This window comes from Fimbriimonas sp. LA-C6 (assembly GCF_055398105.1).
Genome location: NZ_AP038796.1, coordinates 2,472,762 through 2,495,492, shown reverse-complemented (window position 1 = coordinate 2,495,492; position 22,731 = coordinate 2,472,762). Strand labels below are relative to the sequence as shown.

The window sequence follows — 22,731 nt, the reverse complement described above, 5'->3', positions numbered from 1 at the left end:
CTAAGGTGGATGTTCTGAACAGCTTAACTATTTATAAGGCAATTAACACCTGTTGGGTAGGTTGACTAGATTGTGAGTTACCCATGTGCAAGTCTCTCATTTGTTGCGCCTTTCTGGCACTCAGCCTTCCGGGCTTTGGTCGTGCTCCGCATGATGATCGATTTAGAGAATCGGTTCACTTGGCGCTTGCAAACCGGTTAAGTGTTCGGAGTGCCCGTCTGAAGGTTGAGGAGGCGAGGAAGCTTCGTTCGGCGAGTAGTGCGTTTCCTTTGACTCGGCTTGAGACTGGGATATCTACGAGGCCTGATGTGACGGGTGGCGAGGATCTGACTCTGTTTCAGCCGCTGGATGTCTTTGGGAAGTTGAAGGCTGTTCGGGCTTCTGGGGATGCCGTTGTGGCGTCGAGTCTTGCGGTTTATCGACAGACGATGTTGGATGTGCAGGATGAGACGCTGACTGCTTTCTCTCAGTACGCAAATGCACGTCGGCTTCTTGATTCTTCGCAGGTGCAGCTGAAGTTGGCGCAGGCCGTTCGGGATGCCACGGCTAAGCGGGTTGAGGCTCGGTCGATTCCTGAGCTTCAGTTGGTTCGGGCTGATCTTGATCTTGAGAGGGCTCAGCAGCTGGTGACCGACCGGGCGGCGGCTGTGGCTGTGGCGCTTACGCGGCTTTCTGGAGCGATTGGAGCTGATGTGGCTGCTTCGGATGGAGAGGTGGGAGAGCTTGATCAGTCGGTTTTGAGTGCTGAGGATTTGGCGAAGACTCGACCTGACTTGATGGCTTTGATGTCTGAAGTGGATTCGGCCAAAGCGGATGGGCGGCAGGCGAAGTTGAGCCTGTTTCCCGATTTAGAGATTCAAGCTCGACGCGCACCTTGGTCGTCTGATGAGCAGTACGGGGCGCGTGTGCAGCTGGTTTTTCCGCTTTGGGACCATGGGGCGGCTCGGGAGAAGGGGAGGGCGGCGCGTCATCACGCTGAGGCTGCGACTTTGCTTTTCCAGGACAAGCTGCGTTCTGCGAGGAAAGAGGTAGAAGCTGCCGAAACGGAACTCGCGGCAGCCGAGAGATCTCTTTTGTCTTATCAACGGCTGGTGGATGGGGCTACTCGGCTCCTATCGAAAACCCAGCGCTCTTTTGAATTGGGGGCTAGCACGCTCATCGACGTGTTAGATGCGAAACGCGCCCTTTCTGATGCCCAAGAAACATGGATATCCGCTCAACTCCGCAAAGACCTCGCCATTGCATCGCTTCTGAAAGCGCAGGGATCGCTCTTGGAGGAACCGAAATGAGAAAGCTTGTTTTCGCTGGACTTGCGTTGAGTTTGGTTTGGGGTTGCGGGAGTAAGCCTGTAGCTAAGACTGAAGAGGCTCCCGAGCTTTTGCCCGTGGCGGTTGATACGGCGAAGGTTGTTTCGGGGGATGTGCGGGACCTGCTTTCTATGGATGGGAGCTTTGCGCTTCCGGAGGGGAGTGCCGCGAAGCTGTCGCCGATGGTTGCGGGGCGTCTGCTTAAGGTTTTGGTGAAGGAAGGGGATGCTGTGACTGCGGGCCAGCTGGTGGCGATTGTGGATACGCGGGTTTTAGCGGCTCAGAGTTCTAGCGCGACGCAGGCGGCTAAGGCGGCTAGCGCTCAGGCGAGTCAGAGTGAATGGAGTTTGAAGGCGGCGCAGGCAGATCAGGCTTCGGCTGTGAATACGGCCAAGCTTGGTTTGGAGACGGCGATTGCTGAGCGTGATTCAAATGTTCAGCAGGCTGCTACGGAGTTGGGCAAGTTGAAGGCGGGTGCGCGTCCTCAGGAGATTGCTCAGGCGGAGCAGGCTGTTACGCAGGCACGGATCAATCGAGACAAGGCGAAGGTTGATGCGGATAGGGACCAGAAGTTGCTTGCGGAAGGGTTTGTTTCGGGTCAGCAGGCGGATAGTTCGAGGGCCGCTTTTCAGCTGGCGGATTCGGCTTTGAAGCAGGCGCGTGCTCAGCTTGATCTGATGCGGGCGGGGAATCGTCGCGAGGACATTGTTGCCGCTAGCCAGAGGCTTCAGGCTGCGCGGGACCTTGGTGATAAGAAGATTGCGCAGGCGCGAGAGGCGCTTAAACAGGCGAATCAGGGGGTGCTGTCTTTGCAGGCCAAGCGGCAGGAGTTGGCTGCTTCAAAGCTGTCCGCCTCGCAGAAGATGGCGGATTCTCAGGCGGCGATGCAGTCTGAGAAGAATGGTGAGGTTCGAGCCTCCATGAGTGGAAGGGTAGTTCGTCGGTTACTGAACCCTGGGGACATGGCTGACACGACGACTCCGGTGGTTGAGGTCGCTTCTGAGGGTTCCTCTGTGGACTATGTGGGGGCGCTTCCACCGGCTGATGCGAGCCGAGTGAGCGTGGGCATGCCCGTGGTGTTCTCCAAGATTGAGAAGTTGGGCGGGCGTGTGATTGCGGTTGGGTTGGTCAATGCTCAGACTGGTTTGGCTACGGTGCGTGTTCGGTGTGATCACGTGACGACCGACACTCGGGCTGGCGCTTTTGCTACGGCGCAGATTGTTTTGAGCACGGCAAAAGGTGCGTGTGTTGCTCCGAAAGAGGCGATTCTCACTCGGGATGGCAAGCAGGTTGTGTTTGTGGTGAAGGATGGCGTTGCGAAGCTGAAAGAGGTCTCCGTTGGTCCTGAGGATAACGGGAAGGTTGCCATCCTGAAGGGTGTCTCGACTGGGGATGAGCTGGTTTTGGTTGGGCAGCATGAGCTTTCTGACGGAGCCAAGGTGGCGCCTAATAAGAAGGAGAAGGGAGAGTGACGCTCTCTTCTTGGGCGATTCGATTTATTAAGCCCATTGTGTTTGTGACGTTGCTGCTTTGTTTGGCAGGCATCGGCATTTATCGCACGTTCCCTGTTTCGATCTTGCCGGATGTTACGTTCCCACGAGTGGTGGTGATTGCGGAGGCGGGGAGCCGGCCTGCGCACATGGTTGAGGTTTCGATTACGCGTCCTATTGAGGAGGCGGTTGCGACGATTCCGAACGTTAAGAAGGTCAAATCGAAGACCAAGCGGGGTTCGACGGAGATCTCGGTGGAGTTTTCGCCGGATACCGACATTATTGTTGCCGAGCAGATGGTGAACGCTCGTGTGAACCAGGTGCGGCCGGACCTTCCGCCGGATACTCAGACGGAAATTGAGCGGATGAACGCCACTGTGTTTCCGATTTTGGGATTGACGGTTAACTCGAAGTCACTTACTCAGACTGAGATTTGGAACCTTGCTACATATACTCTCAAGCCGCGGCTTGCGAGGGTGGATGGCGTTGCTCGGGTGATTGTGCAGGGTGGGCGGTCGCCTGAGATTGAAGTGAGCGTGAGGCCTGAGGCGCTGGCTAGCACGGGCATTTCGTTGAGCGATGTGGTTCAGGCGATTAGTTCTGCGAACCAGGTTCGGACCGTTGGGCGGTTGGATAAGCAGTTTCAGCAGTACCAGGTGACGGTTTCTGGGGAGGCTACGACGCTTGAGGACGTGGGCAACATTGTGGTCACTCAGAAGGACGGCCAGCCGATCCACGTTCGACAGCTTGCGGATGTGAAGCAGTCGGCGCAGGATAAGACCACGATTGTGTCGGCTAACGGTTCGGAATCGATTCTTCTGAACGTGATTCGGCAGCCTTCTGCGAACTCAGTTTCTACTGTGGAGGCTGTTCAGGAAGAGTTGAGGAAACTGAAGTCGAGTCTTCCTGCTGATGTGGAGGTAGGGACTTTCTATGATCAGTCGGTTTTAATTAAGGAGGCGGTCAACAGTGTTCGGGATGCGGTGATTATTGGCGCGATCCTGTCTGTGTTTGTGTTGATGTTGTTCTTGGGCGACCTTCGGGCTACTCTTGTGACGGCTCTGATCATCCCGGCTACGTTGCTCATTACGTTCCTATTGATGAGGCTTGCGGGGATGACGCTGAACCTGATGACGCTGGGGGCGCTGGCGGTTGGGATTGGTTTGGTGATCGACGATGCGATTGTGGTGGTTGAGTGTGTTTTCCGCAACCTTTCGCATTCGGAGACGCTTCATGAGGCGGTGAAGAAGGCATCGACTCAGATTGCTGCTCCGATGATTTCTTCGACGCTGACCACGGTGGTTGTGTTTTTGCCGTTGGCGTTTCTTCAGGGTGTTACGGGGGCGTTTTTTGCCACGCTTGCAGTGACGCTGACTATGGCGCTGATGGTTTCTCTGGTGCTGGCTTTGTGTGTGAGTCCTAGCTTGTGCGCGGCTTTCCTCAAGCAGCGGGCGGATCATGGTGCTGAGGGGCGGCTGTTTGCTAAGTTGCTCAGGGGCTACAGTGGGCTGCTTCGGGCGCTGTTGAAGCATCGGTGGCTTGTGGTGCCTATTATTGCTGGCACCCTTGTTGGGACGTGGTTCTTTGCCACTCGGCTGGAGACAGGGTTTATGCCTGCGATGGACGAGGGGGCGTTTGTTTTGGACTATTGGACGCCTGCGGGGACTTCGCTTGCTGAGAGTGACCGGTTGTTGTTGAAGATTGACAAGATCTTGAAAGAGACTCCTGAGGTGGAGACTTTTTCTCGGCGGACCGGTACTGAGATGGGGTTTGCGATTACCGAGACGAACCGTGGTGACTATGCCATCACTCTCAAATCGAATCATAAGCGAGGCATTGAAGAGATTATTGCGGAGGTTCGTGGGAAGGTTCAGAGCACCATTCCTGGGATCGATGTCGAGTTCATTCAGGTTTTGCAGGATCTTATTGGTGACCTGGCTGGCAACCCTGATCCGATTGAGATCAAGCTGTTTGGCGAAAACAAGGCGGAAGTCGAGAAGATTGCCGCCGACCTTGCGGAGAAGCTGGGGAAGGTGAAGGGGATTGCCGATGTGAAGTCGGGGGCTGTTCAGTCGGGTCCTGAGTTGCAGTTCACGCTTTCGCCGAGTGAGATTGGGCGTCGGGGGATGACTACGGAGATGGTGGCTTCTCAGGCTAATGCGGCGCTGTTTGGTACTGTAGCGACTCAAGTGATTCAGGGGGACCGGCAGATTCCGGTTCGCGTCCGGCTTCCTGATGCGTATCGATCGAGCCAGAAGTTGATTGAGCAGTTGGGGATTGTGACGCCTGTGGGTCGGGTGCCGTTGGGTCAGCTTGGGCAGGTGGTTACGGTGCCTGGCACTACGCAATCGGCGCGTGAGGATCAGCGGCGGCTAGTTTCTGTTACGGCTCGGTTGGAGGGGCTTGACCTTGGGAGTGCTATTTCTAAGGTGAGGGCTACGTTGGCCCAGACTCAGTTGCCACCTGGGGTGACGGCTGTGATTGCGGGGCAGTTCCAGAGTCAGCAGGATTCGTTCCGGAACCTTGCTCAGGTGCTTGGTACGGCTGTGCTGCTGGTGTTTGTGGTGATGCTGTTCCAGTTCCGGTCGTTTGTGCCGCCGACGGTGATCTTTATATTGATGCCGCTTTCGCTGTTTGGGGCGACGGCTGGGTTGTACTTTACCAAGACCGCTTTGAACGTATCGTCGTTCATGGGCGTGATCATGTTGGCTGGGATTGTGGTGAAGAACGGGATCTTGCTGCTGGATCGTGCTCAGCACTCGATTGAGGCGGGTATGGCACCGGAGCAGGCGATATTGGAGGCCGGTGAGCAGCGGATGCGTCCGATTTTGATGACGACCCTGACTGCGATCTTAGGTCTGGTTCCGCTGGCAATGGGGATTGGGGCTGGGGCTGAGATGCAAAAGCCGCTGGCTGTTTCTGTCATCGGCGGCCTTGCATTCTCTACGGTGCTCACCCTGTTGGTTGGCCCGGTGCTTTATCGGATGTTGGTTCGGTCCAAGAATTCGTAGGGGTTTTTCTTGGATCGGCGTTTCTTGGGTTTGAAAGGATCGTCGTAGAGGCTTTTCTTCTTGCGAGTTTTCTTTGGCGCGAAGGGATCTTTGTAGAGCGGGCTGGAGTAGCGTGGGGCGCGCGGCTTTTTGATGGCGTAGGGGTCCCTGGGCTTCCGTGGCTTTTTAGGCGCGAAGGGATCCTTGGGTTTTTTGGGTGCGTAGGGATTGCGGGGTGCTCTTGGCTTCTTGAGCGCGAATGGATCCTTTTTCTTGCGCTGCTTGGGGAAGGTTTGGTATGGACTGTATTGGGCGAACGCGGACCCAGCTACCATGACCGCTACCAGAACGAGCGCTATGAGCCTTCTCAACATAGACACTATCATAACCAACAGGACTCAAAATAACCCAGTACTTATTGCCAGTTTAGGTATGGGTTCTGTTTGGTTTACGGAATGGATGAGAAGTTAGCCCAAATGGTGGATTTGGGCTAACTATTCATCTAGTGTTAAATGCGATTGGCTCGGATTTCGTCGGTGAATCCTTGCCACAATTGGTCTACATCTTTACCGGTTAGCTTCTTGAACAGATCCATGGTGAAGGTGCCAGCTCTCAGTTGGTCGTTACACTCTCTGACGAAGCCTTTGTGTTGCTTTCGCTCGATCCAGTCTAGGAATGCCGCAGTGGTCTTGTAGGCATCTGTGTACTTGGCTCGGTCTGGGTTGATCTTAGGTCTTGGGTTTTTGGGTTCGTATTTGAAGAGGCGCACGTAGTCGGCGATGCCTTCCACAAGCCAGCTTGGATCGTACTTGGGGTAGCTCTGAATGACGTGTGTTAGTTCGTGGACAATCATGCCGATATCGTTCTTGTGAGTTCGAATGTAGGCTGCTGAGAAGTGGATCGTTGCGCCGTCAGCGTATGCGACGCCATCCATCGGTTCGATGATGAGATGGACTGTGGTGGGCACTTTGAAGTTCTTCGTGGCCAAGATCCGGGAGACTTTAGGGTGCCACTCTTCTGCGAGTTTTCGTGCATCTTCGCCCCATGTTGCGAGATCGGGTGCTTTGGTGGTGTCCATAGTAACCACAAGCTTGTCGCCGGGTTGAGGGATGGTGGGCGGGACGTTACCTGTCAGCAGTCCGAGGGCTGTTACGTATAGCGGAATGATGGCTAACATGCTTTATGATGCCACTTAACGTATAGTTGTTGCTATTAGAAACGGTGACTATTCAATTTTTGATTGTGCCTTCAGATGGATGATCTGAACGCTCTTTGCGACATCGGCCAAGGTGTATTCATTGAGCTTTGCGTAGAAGGCTTCTTGCGCTTGATCGAGTGCTCCTTTTAGCGGACACATGCCACGCAGGGGGCAGGGCTGGGTGTAGCAGTCGATGAGATCTGGGTGTCCTTCTGTGAACCGGACGATGTCGCCGATTCGGAGGTCTTTGGGTTCGGATTTCAGGCGCAGCCCGCCGCCTTTGCCTCGGAGGGTCTCTATGTAGCCAGCCTTGCCTAGTTGGTGAACGACTTTGACCAGATGGTTTTCGGGGACGTTGAATTTGAGGGCGATTTCTGAGATGGTCGCCAGCGACTCACCCTCGCGATCTGCAAGATACATCAGCGCTCGGAGGGATAGATCTGAAAATCGAGTGAGTTGCACTTTGAGAATATTGTAGTGGGTCCTGGGTCTGTTTGCGATTTGAAACAGATCGTGATATATTGATTTCACCGCTGTTGCGGAATTTAACCGGAGGCCAACCCCATGAATATGACCATTGTTCTTACCACCCTCGCCTCCGCCCGTCGGTCTCGCTAAAGCGATTCGGCGCACCTCCGGGCGGCATTCACGCTCGACGTCTTTTACGACCCCCGCACGCGAGGTGCAATCCATTGGATCAAAACACCCGTCAGCAACTGCTGGCACGTCTTAATGCGCTCGATTCTAATGAGCGTTCAAAACTGTATAAGAAAGCAAGTCAACTCCGGAAGAACGAGCAGGCTCGGAGTAAGAGCGCTCCTAAGCGAAAGCGGAGCAGCTTTGATGAGGACTATAACGAGATTGAGACCGTTCAGAAGCGAGCTGCGACTCTCGATGATTTTCTTCTGAAGATTCTTCAGGAAGAGGTTCAGGATGCTCGGCTGGAGGAGTTTGCCGGTGCCAAGGGCATGGTGCTCTCTGTCTCTAAGGCCCGTTGTGAAGTTCTTTATGAAGGCGAAGTTCTCAACTGCTTGTTGACGCCCGAACTGGCCCAGTATCAGCAGACCGATCTGGCTGTTGGTGATGAAGTGGTTGTGCAAGGGAACGTTGTTCAGCGGGTGCTGAAGCGGCGGACCAAGCTTAGCCGACCTGACCCTGGTGCTCAGATTGAGCGGGTCATTGTGGCCAATGTGGACCTGGTGGTTCAGGTGGTTTCCGTTGTGTCTCCGCCTCTCCATCCGCGCGTGATTGATCGGTATCTCATTGCTATTCAGCGCGGTGGAGCTGAGGCGGCTATTGTTGTGAACAAGCTCGATTTGGCGACGGATCGGTCTGAATTGGAGCTGTTGGAGCCCTATCGGGCGATCGGCATTCCGATCATTCACTGTTCGGCGCATGGATCGAGTGGGATTGATGAATTGGAGGCTCTATTGGACGGCAAGTTGTCGGCTTTTGTTGGGCATAGCGGCGTGGGGAAGTCCTCGCTGATGAATGCGATCAAGCCGGATCTGAGTCTGAAGGTGGGTGAAGTGAGTGCGACGTATGGACGCGGGACACACACGACCACTTCTTCTACGATGTGGCAGCTTTCGCCTACGACACGCGTGATTGACACGCCGGGTATCCGCTCGTTTGGTCTGTGGCAGATCGATAAGGATGAGCTGCACTGGTATTTCCCGGAGTTCTCGACCGTGCGCTGTCGGTTTCGGGATTGCCATCATGTGGCGGAGCCAGGCTGTGCGGTGATTGAAGCTGTTGAGGAAGGGGCTATCTCGCCGTTTCGGTATGAGACCTACTTGCGGTTGCGCGAGTATTACAGCGGAAAGTAGAGGTAAGGGCACCGCCCGGACGGTGCCCAGTTCCAGAGTGTCGGGCCGCTACTTCCTTGTAGCGGCGAGACATCTGGAAGTCGTTAGTGAGCTCCTGCTGGTGCGGAGCCGGCGCTACGCTTGAGAAGCAGGATGCAGGGGGATGCGAGCAGGAACATGACGCCTGTGATGATGAAGGCGTTGTTTACTGCCATGGTGTATGCCTGTTGACTTACGAGGCCATCGAGCAGTTTGAGCGCTGCGGCGTGTGCTCGGTCGGCGTCCATGCCGTTTGAGGTGAAGGCGCCGGCCATGCCTGTGACTCGCTCGTTTGCCAACACGTTTCCACTGAACATCTTCGCGGTGAGCGAGTATCGGTGGTAGTTGGTCATTTGCGTGAGAATGGTGGAGGCGACGGCAATTCCGATGGAACCGCCGAGCTGCCTGGCCAGACCTAGAAGGGCTGCACCCTGCCCGATGGCTGCACCTTTGAGACCTGCGATGGCTGCTACGGTGATTGGCATGAGGATTAGGGCGATGCCCATTGCCCTTACGGAAAGACCCAGCTGCGCGTCGCTTTCGTTGCTTTGTGGTGAGAGGTGGCCCATCATCCACATGGCGACGATGGAGAGGATGAGACCTACAATGACGAGGTCTCGTGCAGGGACACCTTTTTCCATGGTGACTCCGCTGATGATCATTCCTGCAGCGAGCACGACGCCTGGTAGCAGCATGAACATCCCGCTCTTGGTAGCTGTGAAACCGAGAACGTATTGGGCGAACACTGGGAACACGAAGATTCCCGAATAGAGCCCGATACCGGTGACGAAGCTGATGAGCACGCCCGAGGTGAGTCCACGGTACTTGAGAACGCGAAGGTTTACAATCGGGTTGGTGTTTCTTTCGGAGAGTTGCCACCACACGAAGGCTGCGGTGCTTACGACTCCGAGAATGGTAAGGCGAAGGATGAGAGAACTCTCGAACCAGTCGTCTGAATTGCCTTCTTCAAGGACGTATTGGATAGCGCCAAGACCTGCGGTGAGCAGCCCAATTCCTAACCAGTCCACCTTTCCTGCCTCTGTGCGAGGCAGGTCTTTGTAGACCAGCCCGATGAGGGAGAGGGCAAAGATTCCGATGGGGACATTGATGAAGAAGATCCAAGGCCAGGAGTAGTTGTCTGCGATCCATCCACCTAAGGCTGGAGCGACGGACGGAGCCACCGAGATTCCGAGTGCCCACACGCCGATGGCTGCGTTCTGCTCGTGAGGAGGGAACACTTCTGCGATGGCGGCTTGGGTCATGGAGATGAGAGGGGCACCGGCCGCACCTTGTAGCAATCTCCAGACGATGATCTCCCCGAGGCTATGCGAGAATCCGCACATGACGGAGGAGAACACGAACACGATGATTGAAATGACTACGTAGTTCTTTAAGCCAAACCGCTGGGAGAACCATGCCGTCATGGGGAGGATTACTACGTTTGCGAGGATGTAGGCCGTGCTAACCCAGCCGATCTCTTGCGTGGTACATCCGAGGTTTCCTGCCATGGTGGGCAGGACTGGGTTGATGATGGAGGTGTCGAGCACCTCCAGGATCGCTGCGAGAACGAAGCCTAAGAGCAACACCCATCGCATCTTGCCAAAGCGAGACTGGGCAAGTGTTGCTTTGACTTGGCCCGCAGCCGTTGTAGCTGCGGCCATGAGTTAGTTTTTCTCCTGTTTGGAGGTCTCGATGGTTGCCACTACGGACATACCTTGCTTGAGTTGAGCGAGGGACTTGCCGTCTTCATCGAGAAGGATCTTGACTGGCACTCTTTGGACAACCTTGGTGAAGTTGCCGGTGGCGTTGTCTGGTGGGAGTAGTGTGGTGGCTGAACCTGTTGCTTGCAGCACGCTTCCGACCTTGCCGTGGAACGTTTTGCCGGGGTAGGCGTCGACTACGATCTCCACAGGTTGGCCACTTGCGACGTTGGTCAGCTGGGTTTCTTTGTAGTTGGCTACTACCCAGACCTTGTCGCCGCGAGTGATGGTCACGATTGTTTGGCCTGGATTGACGGAGGTTCCTACGTTCACTGAGTGGCGAACTACGTATCCGTCGCAGGGTGCGTAGAGGAAGTTGTTCTTTACGTGGACCTTGGCGTTGGCTACGGCTGCGCGGGCTTGTTCTACTTGGGCCTTTGCTGTTGCGATCTGCTTCTCGTGGACTGTCACCTGCTGGAGACCCGCTTGTGCGGTTTCGAGGTCGGCGCTTGCCTGGGATCCTTGGCTTTCGCTTGTTCGGACACCTGCGTCTTGGATGTTTGTCTGGGTGGAGCCAGCTTTTGCGAGAGCTAGGCTTGCCTCGGCGACTTGTACTTGCTTAGCCACGGAGTCGGCAAAGTCTCTGGCGGCGTTGAGTTCAGCTTGTGCTTGAGCGACGCTTGCTTTTGCCAGTGCGACTTCAGATGCTGCTGCGGCGGCTCTCTGGGAGACGCCTGCCAAGTTTGCGTTGGCGGCTGTTGCCGTTGCTAGTGCGCTGTCGTACTGTTGCTGCGAGATTGCTTCGCCTGCGAGCAGCTTTTTGTATCGATCGAGATCTTGGGATGCTCGCTCGGCTTCTGCGCGGGATGCGGTGACGGAGGACTGAGCTGCTTCGGCGTTGCGATCTGCTGTGTGGACTGCCTGCTTGGCACGTGCGAGTCCTGCTTTTGCAGTTTCAATTCCCGCCTTTGCCTGGGCGGCCTGCGCCCTTGCCTGGGCCAGTTCGCTTTGAGCTCGCTTCACTTGGTTGACGTAGGTGTCTTGTGTTAGGCGAACCTGCATCTTCTGTCCAAGGGTTCTGGACTCTTGGGATGTGATGGCGGCTTTTGAGTGGTCGATGGCTGCTTTGGTGGAGAGCTTTTGGAACAGCAGCGATGCTTCGGCTTGAGGGACTTGCGATTGGATCGCCTGAAGGTTTGCTTCTGCCTGTGCCAGTTCTGCTTCAGCGGAATCGGTGCTTAGGCGAGCGATGAGTTGTCCTTTCTTGACGAAGTCGCCGTCTTCTACTTTCAGTTCGACGAGTGTTCCGCCTACCTGAGGGCTGATTCCGACGAGGTCACCGGTTACGTAGGCGTTGTCTGTCTCCACGTGGTTTTGTCCAAACGTGTAGGAAGAGAAGCCCTTGTAGGCTGCTCCTAGGACGAGTACACCTGCGACGATTCCGAGCACAGCTTTTTTGGGTCCCGCTGGTTTGGGAGCTGGCTCTGGCTGCTGAGCCTCTAAATTGTTTTGTTCTTCGGACATTTGCGTTTTGTCTCCGTTTGGTTTATTTGACAATCGGCTCGTTGAGAGCCCGTGACAGACGCGCCTTTGCGATCAGGAGGTCGTAGGTGGCATCGACTTGCGCGGCTTCGGCTGCTGAGAGTGCTGCCTGGGCGTCGGTGACTTCGATGTAGAGTCCCACCTGGGATTGGTATCGGAGTTGAGCCAGCTTGCGAGCGGCGACTGCAGCTTCCAGCGCTGCGTTGGCGGCATCGAGGCTCTTGAGGGCGGTTGAAACGTCTAGCGAGGCGTTTTGTACCTGGAGTGCGATGTCTCGTCTTACTCGGTCTTCTTTGGCTTTGGCAGAGTCCACTGTGGCGTCGGCTTCTTTGGTTCGCTCACGGGATAGGCCGCCATCGGAGATGGGGATGCTGACGTTGACGGTAAGTGCGCCTACCGTTCTGCGAGGAGTCTGGAAAGACTCGGTTGGGTAGTAGTTTCCACCCAGTGCGATGCTGACTGTGGGTTCGGAAGATGCGCGCGCGATCTTGATTCCCTTTTGGGCGGCTGCGACTTCGACATGCGCTGCGAGCGCTTCGTCTCGATGGTCGAGAGCTCGCTTGATGAGAGATTGTCGCTCCTCAATGGTTGTGGCGGGTGCTGTGAGAGCTCCCTTGACATCGATAGGAGTTTCATCGACGAGTTTGAGATCCTTGTCGAGTGGGAGTCCGATTCGATCGTTGAGGGCGCTGCGGGACGCGTCAAGTTCGTTTTTGCGACGAACGAGTTCTCTCTCTGCAGCGGCTACCTGGCTGTTGGCTCGGTAGACATCGATCTTTTGTCCGACTCCACCTTCCCACAGTTTGGTGGTGGTTTTGAACTGCTCTTGATATGCTTCGAGCGAGGCTTGCGCTACTTTGACGTTGTGCTCTGCTCGGAGGAAGTTGTAGTAGGCGATGGTGGCGGTGAGGGCTTGATCGTCACTGGTTGACTTCAGGCTGTACTCGGCCGACATGGCGAGAAGTTTTGACTGGGAGACCATTGCGCCGATTTGTCCGCTGAAATCTAAAACTTGGCGTAGTTCGAGACTTAGGGACTCTTGGTGGTCTGGAAGGACTTCGATGGGTGGGCTTGCGCCCAAGGCGATCATCGTTTTGTCGTCGTATCGTGTGGCGGCTCCGCTGATTCCTATTTGGAGCTTGCCATAGGAGGCTTGTTGTCCGATGCGAGATCGGGCTGACTTAAGACTGTTCTTGGCACTTCGCACTTCTGTGCTGGAGGCGATGGCTTGTTTGATGACCTCTGAGAGGTCCATCTGCTTCGGTGTTTCTTGCGTGAGGCGGCCCACTGCAAGGGTGAAAATGAGGGGGAGTGTGGTCATAGAGTTACTTGCCTCGATGCTGCGAGACTCTTGGTGTCCACGAACGCATCCCTAGTTTTTAACTGATCTGATTGTTCGGTCATGTCGCTTTCCCTTCTGCACAAGGAGTGATTGCGCGCCCCTTGCTCTCTTAAGGATCATTATGCGCGCTATTTTTCAAAAAACTTACTCATCGTAAGAAAAATAACGTAAAGTTAGAAAAAAGACCTGGCCGTCAGGAATTTTATATGGCAGTAAGGAGATATCATGTTAAGGCAGATGGACAACCGCCCGAGTAAGAAGGAACGCAAGCATCAGTTGCGCGAGGAAGCGATTCTTGATGCGACGCTCACGCTCCTTACGTCCAAGGGATACACCGCCCTTACGATTGAGGACATTCTTGACGAGGTAGGCATCTCTAAGCCCACTTTTTATCTACACTTCAAGTCGAAGGAAGAGTTAGCGGTCCATGTTGCCATTCGTGGAATTAGGCAAGCTCGTGAGAAGATTGCGAGTCTCGATTCTGCAATGTCGGCTGCGGATCAGCTGCGGGAGTTCATTCACTGGTTGGTGTTCAAGAAGTTTGAGGGCGGTCGCATCTGTTTGTATGACTTCTTGGCGAACATCCTCTTGCACGCGGGTAAGGGAACTCCTTTGGGTATTCAGGAGCGAGGGTTGTGCTTTGACCTTCAGGAGCTTGTGGCTCGGGCGCAGGCTCAGGGATCTGTTCGGAACGACGTCTCGCCCCTGCTGGTTGCTCGTGGCATGATGGGTATTTTTCGCGACTGGGGGTTGGGTGAGCTTCTGGAGGAAGGTTTGGTCACCGTGGCGGAGATTGAGCAGATGGCGCTTTGCATCTTGTTCCGCGAGGGCGAGACGGCTGTTGGTTGAGTTAGGCGTTTCCTGCCTGCACCTAATCGGGGATAAAGTACAGCAACTCACATGTCGCTACTTTGGCCTACGCCCACATCAAGATGGCGCCGAATGCGTCCAGCTCAAGCAGCGAAGAACGCCATCTGACTCCCAGCGCTTCTTGATTTTATAACTTGCAGGTTTAGGGAAGTGAAGCTTGTCTTCGTAGAGAAGGTGCAAACTCTAACTCTGAAGGGTGCTCCGACACAGGCAACATGTCGCATTCGGGTGCACAAACCCCTCAGACAGCTTGACAGGCTTCGTATGGCTACAGCATTGGGACAATTTGGGCGTTTCCGCTGACATCATCCACGACAATCATAGGGCCTTCCAAACCGTCTGGAGCATCAAATTTCCGATAGGTAAACGCCCATTCGCCCTCCGGAAGGCTATGACCCGCGCGTTCACGAACCTCCGCTAGTCCAGGACGACTTGCAGCAATCTGGTTTGATGTCTGAGCTGGGTTTGTGTAAACCAGTTCGTATGGACCATCCTTAAAGTGCTCGGCCAAGAACGCATCTGCCAGGGCCTTTGCATTCTCTTCTTTCATCTAAATCCTCCCACTCGGTAGATGTAGTCAATTGCGTGCTGCTGTTGCGCGAAATTCAAGCGCTTCAAGTGTGCCAGCTCCTTGCCGTCCTTTTTAGAGTAGTCCACTATTCCATCTTTGTATTTTAAGTTACAGGGGCACTTTGTGAGACGCAATCAACCCTTCGCACTATTCGGTGATCATAAAAATTAAACAGAAATGTCAACTTGAATCTATCCGGAGTATTCGTCCTGTATCTCATCCAGCTGATTCACCCACATTGGTATGGAATTTTTTGCCAAATACTGCACCCCTGCTACCCACATGTTGCATTTATGGCAGGTTCCTTTCAGAAAGAACAGGTCTTGATGTATCAGTGGGGTAGTCGAGATCGGTTCATCGAAGGTCCGGAGTTTATAGTCAAGAGGAGTTTCCCTGCATCGAGGACAATTCAAATCTTGTGCTACTGCGATTTGGTTTGTTCTTAGAAGCTCTTCGAGTTTTTGTGCTTGTTTTAGCCATTTGATCTCTGTCTCAAGGGGATCAAGAGCCCGCAACCAATGGCGTGCCGCGAATGGATCCCATCCTTTTGCCATGAGACGCTCCACCGACGCGACGAGTTCAACGAAGCGCCCTGCGTTCATCAGGCAGGTACGGTGAAAATGTTGACCATTCCTGATCGCGGGCAGCATTGCGGGAATCGCCGCATCACGAGGAACTGTGACGGCTTCGTACTCATAGAAGCGGACGAGTTCGGATGTCGAGATGTTTTCTGGAGCTACGATTCGAAGGCCACAGATAGAACATTGAGATCTTCTTGGCACTTGATCTAACTCACATTGTTCTTCAAGTGCCGTGAGACCAGTGGGCAGACCTTCCACACATTTCGTGTGGAAGGTCCGCTGGGAGAAGAACCTAAGTGGGCTTGTGGAAGCGTTGTGCTCCACAAGAGGACCGAATGTAATGCGGTGTTCCCCAGCAAGGAATGCCTTATGGCAAATATTGCAATCGGAAACGCCGTCAAGTATGAGACTCATGGGTCAGTTTCGTGATCTTTTCGGACGCTAACGCTTTTCGACTAAGCATTCATAGCCGTCCTTTTCATAGTAATCGACTATGAACTGCACTATACGATCTTTGTCCTCTTGAGTTATGGGAATATCTTCGTGGGGAGGCTTCCAGGAAGTGGTGGAGTTCGGGTCGATATAGACTTTTCTAGAATGGGATGCTTCTTCCACGTCCATTCTGAGCACTTTCCCGTGATCATAGAAGGTTAGTCCTGAGATGTCCACTTCGAACCTGACGGGAGGACTTATCTTCTCTATCAAAAGCTTCAGTTTTGGTAGCATTGGTCTAAGTTCGTGCCTTGGCACGTCCTGTTCAAGCAGCGTACTGCTCAAAGTCGGGAAGAACGCCATCCGATTCCCAACGCTTCTTGATTTTGTAACTTGCAGCCTCAAAGAAGTGAAGTTTATCTTCGTCCGGGGCAGCGCGAACAAGGGTTGCAATCCCTGTCGTTTTGTCAAACGAAAACTCGCCCTCCCGCCCGGCATCGTTATACCGGTAGTGAGCTAGAGTTTCTGTTTCACTTATCTTTTCGATGCCAATACAGTAAGCCATGAGAGATTACTGTGCACTTCATCCATCAAGATATCTTGCAGGTTTTCTAGAATTTCACCCGACCGCTTGTGTAGAAGTTGGAAGGATTCGAACTTACCCTCTATTTCGCTTGTGCCGTCCAAGATCCCGAATACATTGGAGAGAGTATCAATCGATACCTGTCACATTATATTTATTAGTATGTCTCGCTGAGACTCATTCAGGGAATTATAGATCGTCAAAAGAGAAACCCAATAAGGTTCGGTTACTTGATCCAACTGTGTTGTGACAAGAAGATTCTTGTAATCCTCAGTTCCATCTTCGACAACTGTTTTCAGTAGCGCTTGTGTAAATTCGAGTGACGTCAAGGTTCACCATATATCTATGTATTTTGAGATCTACTATCCGGAAGTGCTGATAAATGGTTTCGTAGAAAGCACTAAATTTCGGCCACACGCTGCGCACTAAAATCATTAGCATGCAGCGTGTGGCGGAGTGAGTAGATACTAGAGCTGTGCTCTGTATTTATCTTCTATGTCGGCGATCTCCTCTTCTGTGAGATTCGGCGTAGCGTACTGTTTCTGCCTAATGTGATCTAGCATCTCGTGAGGAGGTGTCAGGTCATACTTTGCCATATAGTAGGCAAGATCATCAGGCCACATCCAATCGCCATCCGTCCGTACACAAAGCGTCCCGAAACGCTCTTCCCCGCTGATGGCATCATTGAACTGAGTTGCCGCAGCGCACACTGGGGCATTCTCAAGGTACGTAATGATCTGATTCTTATCCGACAAGTTATGACCACGATTCATGAATTCGTGGATACTGGGCAGCGAGTTATCCTCGGGAAAATTCTCCCTCCAGTGTCCAAAAAAGCATATTGTTTTTGTCATCTCACACGTCCTGGGAACAAGTTAATCCAACGCCCAGAGTTAGTCTCTTTTTCACGCTGCCCAATAACGTCATTTGAATCCTAGATCTTTGAGGAAGTAGTCCACCGAACTTTCCTTCCAGTAAGCGACCTTCCGCAGCGACTCCAGCGCATTTCGAAGTCGATTCTTTTCCGGCCATTCGCTGATGCATTTGCGATGGAACACTGTGTTGTTGAACTCGAAGGCTGGTGACAGCGGACTGTACACCAGGTGTCCGAGTCCGGTGATCTCTTCGTCGAAGTACTTGTAGTCGGGTCTTGGGTCGCCTTCCGGACGTGTCAGCTCATGTCCGCAAATCGCGCAACGTAAGTTTATACGTTCTTTGGACCGTTGTTCTTGGAGGATGGCCTCCTGTCCAGCGGGGTGAGTTACTAGGCATTCCTCGTGCACCGTCGCATCGTCCATCGGGTAGACGGGATCGTCCGGGTTAGCGACGAACGGCGAGAACGAAATGAGACGCTGGCTGCGCAGCATAGGCTGCCCGCATAACGGGCAGCATTTTCCTTCAACGAAGATGGCCATTTAGAGAATCTACTCTCTAACTCCATATTTATAGAGCTGACCCTTCTCGCTGACCCATGACGTACGCTGCTTCATGCCCCACAGGCTGCGGAACTGGTGAAGAGCATCTATATCCTCCTTAGACGGTCCTGGGATCCTGGCAAGATTGCCGCTTGGGTGCGTGTGGAATATCAGACGCCTGAGGTTGTTGCTCTGGGCGAACTCAATACCTTCAGGTCCTCCTTTTACAATTGCTCTGGTGCCATCTTTGAAGGACACGATCGCATGCTCGACGCCCTGCTCCCATTGCCCGGCCTTGGCTTCGTCGATTAGGTCTGCCACTTTCTCTCCCTTCTTGATCAGACGTACCACTTCCATGGGCGCAGAATTGCCCCCCGTGCCAGAACCCACCTTTATGACGCTCTCAAATTCTCCCGCTGCCTTGAGGCCACGAGCCGCTGCGATAGCGTCCCCAGTGAATGGTAGAACCGCACCGACGATGTTCAGGCCACCTGACAGGTAGTTACCGTTCTGGAGGTCGTCCACTCCTATTGCCAGAGCAAACGGGGCACCTGCAACGGGAACCATGCTGGCTGCATGGAAGAATGCGATGGTGGCTGCGCCATCGTCTTCGTCTACATATCCGTTCGGGAATCGCTCTTCTCGTGAGAGGTAGCGACCCTGGCTTGGATCGTAGTACTTGTTCGACTTCAGGGCAAAGCCTGTTGCCGATCCTTTGGTTTGCTCGTCAGTGAGGCTCCCCCATTGGGCAAAGGCTCCGATTGGGTCGATTGGGGGCATTGCGCCTCCACCCGATTGAAGCACGTCGGAGTACATCTGACCGTAGGAGTCGTACACTGCGGTGTCGTGAGGAACATCGCCTAGCACTGGCTCGCCGGCCTGCTTATGTCTTTGAACTAGATTTCCTAGTGGATCCCATGTGAACGCCGTGTAGGCGTTTTCTGCTTTGTCCCAGCGCTGCACAAGGCCAAATGGTCCGAATGCGTAGGCGGCGTAGACACTGCCGTCCGGAAGGATCTCTGCGATCGGAAGATCGCCATCGTAGATGTAGTAAACGCGTTTGCCCGCACCATCTTGTTTCCAGCCTCTGAGTCCATCACCGCGCCATGCTGCAGTGAGAACTACAGCGCTGGAAGGCGTGTAGATTCCGGTGGGGTTACCATCGGTGTCGTAGGTGTAGCTTCCGCTTGCATCTTGGGTTTTTTGCCCCGAGTTGTTGTAAACGACTCCGGTACCTGTTTGCTGATCGTTCGCGTTGAATGAGTAGGTTTGACTTCGACTCGTCGTCAAATTACCGGCTGCGCTACGAACAAATGGATAGTTGTAGCCGGGATCTGTTGTTGTAACCGTAAAGATGCGCCGTTCGCTTGCGATTTTATTGTAGGAATCGTAGCCAATGGTTACGGTTGAACTCGCGTCTTTTGCAGAGCCAACGGCCCCAATGGAGCCCGAGTAGCCAGTCAGATTTCCGACGCCGTCGTACTTCAGTGAAATGAAGTTGGAGTAGATGGCTGTGCTTGCGCGATTTCTGTTCTGAAGGCTAGAAGGCAGCCTTCTTGCGTTGTAGTTGATCTTGGTGAAGGTCTTGCTCGTCTTTTGACTGTCGAGAAGGCCATTTGCTTTGTAGGTGTAGTCAAACGAAGTGCCCGCATTCCAAGGACACTGGACCGTGATCATTTGTCCTGCACTGTCGTACGCGTAGTTGAACGTGCCCTTCGGCATGGTCATCGAAGCACGTGATCCATCGGCGCTATAGGTATAGCTGACCGTTTGTGCCGGTACCGATGTGTAGTTGTAAGTGACCGTCAGGATATTGTCGATGTCATCGTACGTGTAACTGGTCGATCCTGTTTGGTCTGTGACCTGAGTGACTCGACCGTAGCTATCGTGTACGAAGTGGACGTTCTCAGCAGGTGCCGCCGGGTATTGAATGTCCGTTACACGGGCGTCGTCCGTGGCACGAATGAGGTTGATGATTGCCCCATTTCCATTTCGAACTTGTGTTGCATTGCCGTCATTATCGAAGGCCAGAACTGCGGGACCGTCACCCAAAGGATGCGTGAAACTCGTTGCGTTTCCGTTGGCATCATAGCCGAGGCTGCTCGTGTTTGAGGCACCGTTTGTGTTGCTAACTGGACGATAGAGAGCATCTAGGCCAAGGGTTGAGCTGAGCACTCCGCCAGTGACCGCTTTCTGTTCGCCTTCATTGCCATGGCCGTTATTGACTTGTCGAACAAGTGCACCGGCTTCGTCATACGACTTGAGGTCGGCCACATCCTTCGTACCGAGGTAGCTGATCTGGGTGACCGCATTGGTCGGGTTCGATGCAACTAGCTTGGGCAATGTGATGGAGGTAGGCCGATTCGTCTCGTCGAACGCGTAGGACGTTGTATTCCCGACTGCGTCTGTTACTGAGGCAAGGTTGCCATTGGAGTCGTAGCGGTAGTGCGTTACTCGTCCTAGTGGGTCCGTAATGGTTAACGGTTGACCTGGTGTTTCCGGTTGAGTGAACGCTCCATCGGTCGTGTAATTGAATGTATACGCGACCTGTGCTCCCAGCGAGTTTAGAACCTTGACGCTCTGAACGTTGCCGTTGGCTGTGTATGCGTACTCTTTGGAAATGACCTGAGTGGTGCTCACCATGCCAGGCATCGGCGTGCGTAGGCGGTACAACCTGCCCGCTGCGTTGTAATCGATGTAAGTTGGTGTCAACGTGCCACGTTGAACCGACGTCAAGTTTCCGTTGGGATTGACGCTATAGTCGTACGTGTACTGGGTAACGACCCCGCGAAGGTCTGTCGACGTCAGGATATTCCCGTGCAGGTCGTACGTCCAGGAAACGGTCTTGCCGTTTCGATTGGTGAAAGAAGTGGGTTTGGTTGGGTTGTTGGGGTCTGTGTATGCATAACCCGAAGCGTGCCCGCTGGCGTCAACAACTCCTCCGTTGAGTGCTGTTCCAGCCACAAGTTGCGTCCAAGAAAGGACCGTGACGTTGAGATTGTTTTTAACCGTGACGAGCGTGTTTGCCGTTCCACCCGTGTTGTACTGATATATGTGCTGATTGCCGTTCGCATCCACGAGCGACGTTGCTTTAGCGGTATTGGAATCGAAGTTAATGGGGTGAGTGATGATCCCCGAGCCTGTGGCTGGATTTGGCACACCCACAGTGCTAAGGAACGGTTGCGCACCCAGCAGCGAGTAGCTGTACTGCCATCGCACGGCGGCTCCAGAAGTACCGGCTGCCACAATCTGCGATGAGGTAGCAAGGCACGATCGGCCAGCGAGTGTTGTAAACGTGTATTGAACTTGTCTGTTGAGACGGTCCGTTACGGTTTGTAGGAGTCCAGATCCATCGTAAGCGAAGGCGAGTAAGGTCGTGCCTGCATCGTTGACGACCGAGGAGATTCGATAGCTGTTTGCTGCGTCGTAGTTGATTGTGTTGAATCGACCCGCTACATTGACGAGCTGTTTGAGACGGTAGCTGTCCGGATTCGCAGCATCTGGCGAAAAGACCCATTGGGTTAGATCTTTTAGTACAAGTGTGAGCGAGTTCCATCGTCCGGTCGTCGAGCCAGCGACACCTTTGAGTGTGTACGGCGTTCCGTTTGGAGATGTGAATGCTCCAGTCGGCGTTCCTGCACTTAGAACTGGTGTGAAGGTTTCTGAGCCGCCATTTGGATGGCGAATGGTGATGCCGCCCCATGTTCCCGGAGCAACTGGGCTCGCCGTATAAGAATAGTTATGCCACCACCCTGCTGAGAGTCCAGGTGCTTTGGCACCTGCTAGTGCTCGCGAACTTCGGTAGTATCGGCGAAACGTCGCATCGGGTCCAACAGGGTTGTTTCCAATGATATCTACCGGAGGCGTATGCGAGTGCACTCCGTTGGCTGGGTTGATCGAGTCGGCACTTGAGGGCCCATTTCCTCCCGACTGGACTGAGTCGGCTGGCTGAACATCTTCTGCCCAGCTTGGAATGGGTACATCCAGGTCTGGAATTGTTCCCCCACCGGATGTCACAACGTCAAAAAAGAACGAGGCCCCACCCGATTGCAGGTAGCGAAATTGGTAGCCAAGAGCCAATGCGGCTGTGACCGGAGGCTTTACAGTGGCTCCGGTTGGGAGCGACGTGGTAACGATCCAGCCGTTCGGAGTTGTGTTTGATGCAACAACGGTTCCGGCTTTGACAACGTCCCAGGTTGCGCCTGAGGCTGGTGGATCCAATGGTGTTGCCCAAAAGGTTCCACTGATTACTGCCCCTCTGAGGCCAGATGGGTTTGGCAGCTGAAATGTTGATGTAAAGACGATGTTTGACGCTTGCTCAAACTGAACTGAGAAACCTGTACCAGTTGCAGCAGTGGCAGGTGCCGTGACGGCGAGTTCCGTCTTGGCCAGATCAAGCGTTACCGACCAGCCGTTTGCGGCTGCATTGCTTGCAATTACTGTCGTGCCGTTTAGCACACGCCAGTTTCCAGCTGTAGTCGGTGTGCCCGACGTGGACGAGGTGTAAGAGAGTTTTGAAGTTCCTCCCGGTGAGACTGTTTGCGCGACTGCCAGGCAGACGAGCAAGCAGCACATTACGAAGACACGTGCAATGCTTGTCAATTGGCGCATCGCAACTGACTCCTCAACATTGAAATTCCAGTCATATTCACATTCCTTTCTCCCCAGCAAATAGTACTTCACTAAAATTGACTTACGAATCAATACTAAGGATATTTATTCTGTTAATATTATGACTTTTTAATAATCACTCTTTTGGGATGAGCTACCTTAATAAAGGCAATGCTACAGAAACGTTGATTTATGTATATTTGAGGCCTTAAATTAAACATAATCACGACCGCTCGAAAAATCAGTGCACTT

Annotated in this window: 18 protein-coding genes; 5 read left to right on the top strand and 13 right to left on the bottom strand. The window is 53.7% G+C overall.

Features of this window, described 5'->3' with window-relative positions; all coding sequences use genetic code 11:
* Window positions 1–83: 83 nt before the first annotated feature.
* The 3 genes from ACZ51B_RS11595 to ACZ51B_RS11585 are packed head-to-tail and all read left to right on the top strand — an operon-like array spanning window position 84 to window position 5,808.
* Entirely contained in the window at window positions 84–1,289 is a 1,206-nt protein-coding gene (locus tag ACZ51B_RS11595; protein ID WP_464293490.1) for a TolC family protein, read from the top strand.
* Window positions 1,286–2,779: an efflux RND transporter periplasmic adaptor subunit gene (locus ACZ51B_RS11590; protein WP_464293489.1), complete on the top strand. Its 1,494-nt coding sequence runs from the start codon at window positions 1,286–1,288 to the stop codon at window positions 2,777–2,779. Before ACZ51B_RS11595 ends, ACZ51B_RS11590 begins: the two co-directional genes overlap by 4 nt.
* Window positions 2,776–5,808: an efflux RND transporter permease subunit gene (locus tag ACZ51B_RS11585; protein WP_464293488.1), complete on the top strand. Its 3,033-nt coding sequence runs from the start codon at window positions 2,776–2,778 to the stop codon at window positions 5,806–5,808. Before ACZ51B_RS11590 ends, ACZ51B_RS11585 begins: the two co-directional genes overlap by 4 nt.
* Here ACZ51B_RS11585 and ACZ51B_RS11580 read toward each other — a convergent pair.
* The 3 genes from ACZ51B_RS11580 to ACZ51B_RS11570 all read right to left on the bottom strand — a co-directional run bounded on the left by ACZ51B_RS11580 (window position 5,775) and on the right by ACZ51B_RS11570 (window position 7,447).
* Entirely contained in the window at window positions 5,775–6,161 is a 387-nt protein-coding gene (locus tag ACZ51B_RS11580; protein ID WP_464293487.1) for a hypothetical protein, read from the bottom strand. The genes ACZ51B_RS11585 and ACZ51B_RS11580 overlap by 34 nt on opposite strands.
* Before the next feature lie 134 nt (window positions 6,162–6,295).
* On the bottom strand, window positions 6,296–6,964 hold the full coding sequence (locus tag ACZ51B_RS11575; protein WP_464293486.1) for a basic secretory protein-like protein: 669 nt from the start codon (window positions 6,962–6,964) through the stop codon (window positions 6,296–6,298).
* Between the two features lie 48 nt (window positions 6,965–7,012).
* Entirely contained in the window at window positions 7,013–7,447 is a 435-nt protein-coding gene (locus tag ACZ51B_RS11570; protein WP_464293485.1) for an RrF2 family transcriptional regulator, read from the bottom strand.
* Between the two features lie 230 nt (window positions 7,448–7,677).
* Between ACZ51B_RS11570 and rsgA the strand changes: the two genes are divergently transcribed.
* Window positions 7,678–8,814 (top strand): ribosome small subunit-dependent GTPase A, encoded by a 1,137-nt coding sequence (rsgA, locus tag ACZ51B_RS11565; RefSeq protein WP_464293484.1) that lies wholly within the window; start codon window positions 7,678–7,680, stop codon window positions 8,812–8,814.
* Between the two features lie 83 nt (window positions 8,815–8,897).
* Here the strand turns inward: rsgA and ACZ51B_RS11560 are convergent, their stop codons facing one another.
* Genes ACZ51B_RS11560 through ACZ51B_RS11550 form a run of 3 tightly spaced genes read right to left on the bottom strand, consistent with a single transcriptional unit; the run spans window position 8,898 to window position 13,395 of the window.
* A complete protein-coding gene (locus tag ACZ51B_RS11560; RefSeq protein ID WP_464293483.1) occupies window positions 8,898–10,493 on the bottom strand; it encodes a DHA2 family efflux MFS transporter permease subunit in 1,596 nt (531 codons plus the stop codon).
* Window positions 10,494–10,496: 3 nt separating this feature from the next.
* Window positions 10,497–12,056, bottom strand: coding sequence for an HlyD family secretion protein (locus ACZ51B_RS11555; protein ID WP_464293482.1), 1,560 nt, complete (start codon window positions 12,054–12,056; stop codon window positions 10,497–10,499).
* A 22-nt stretch (window positions 12,057–12,078) separates the two neighbouring features.
* The gene (locus tag ACZ51B_RS11550; protein ID WP_464293481.1) at window positions 12,079–13,395 is read right to left on the bottom strand and encodes a TolC family protein; all 1,317 of its coding nucleotides are present in this window, start codon (window positions 13,393–13,395) and stop codon (window positions 12,079–12,081) included.
* 246 nt (window positions 13,396–13,641) lie between these two features.
* Here ACZ51B_RS11550 and ACZ51B_RS11545 point away from each other — a divergent pair, with 246 nt between their 5' ends.
* Window positions 13,642–14,265: a TetR/AcrR family transcriptional regulator gene (locus ACZ51B_RS11545; RefSeq protein ID WP_464293480.1), complete on the top strand. Its 624-nt coding sequence runs from the start codon at window positions 13,642–13,644 to the stop codon at window positions 14,263–14,265.
* Between the two features lie 289 nt (window positions 14,266–14,554).
* On the opposite strand, the gene ACZ51B_RS11540 is transcribed toward ACZ51B_RS11545, so the two are convergent.
* From ACZ51B_RS11540 to ACZ51B_RS11510, 7 genes are all read right to left on the bottom strand, one after another.
* On the bottom strand, window positions 14,555–14,836 hold the full coding sequence (locus tag ACZ51B_RS11540) for a hypothetical protein (protein ID WP_464293479.1): 282 nt from the start codon (window positions 14,834–14,836) through the stop codon (window positions 14,555–14,557).
* A 212-nt stretch (window positions 14,837–15,048) separates the two neighbouring features.
* Window positions 15,049–15,852 (bottom strand): hypothetical protein, encoded by an 804-nt coding sequence (locus ACZ51B_RS11535; protein WP_464293478.1) that lies wholly within the window; start codon window positions 15,850–15,852, stop codon window positions 15,049–15,051.
* Window positions 15,853–15,879: 27 nt separating this feature from the next.
* Complete coding sequence (locus ACZ51B_RS11530; RefSeq protein WP_464293477.1) at window positions 15,880–16,233, bottom strand: Imm74 family immunity protein; 354 nt, start codon at window positions 16,231–16,233, stop codon at window positions 15,880–15,882.
* The gene (locus tag ACZ51B_RS11525) at window positions 16,196–16,435 is read right to left on the bottom strand and encodes a hypothetical protein (protein WP_464293476.1); all 240 of its coding nucleotides are present in this window, start codon (window positions 16,433–16,435) and stop codon (window positions 16,196–16,198) included. Before ACZ51B_RS11525 ends, ACZ51B_RS11530 begins: the two co-directional genes overlap by 38 nt.
* A 485-nt stretch (window positions 16,436–16,920) precedes the next feature.
* Window positions 16,921–17,226, bottom strand: a complete 306-nt coding sequence (locus tag ACZ51B_RS11520; protein WP_464293475.1) for a hypothetical protein — start codon at window positions 17,224–17,226, stop codon at window positions 16,921–16,923.
* A 150-nt stretch (window positions 17,227–17,376) separates the two neighbouring features.
* Window positions 17,377–17,820 (bottom strand): hypothetical protein, encoded by a 444-nt coding sequence (locus tag ACZ51B_RS11515; RefSeq protein WP_464293474.1) that lies wholly within the window; start codon window positions 17,818–17,820, stop codon window positions 17,377–17,379.
* A gap of 57 nt (window positions 17,821–17,877) precedes the next feature.
* A complete protein-coding gene (locus tag ACZ51B_RS11510) occupies window positions 17,878–22,479 on the bottom strand; it encodes an RHS repeat domain-containing protein (RefSeq protein ID WP_464293473.1) in 4,602 nt (1,533 codons plus the stop codon).
* Window positions 22,480–22,731 lie beyond the last annotated feature (252 nt).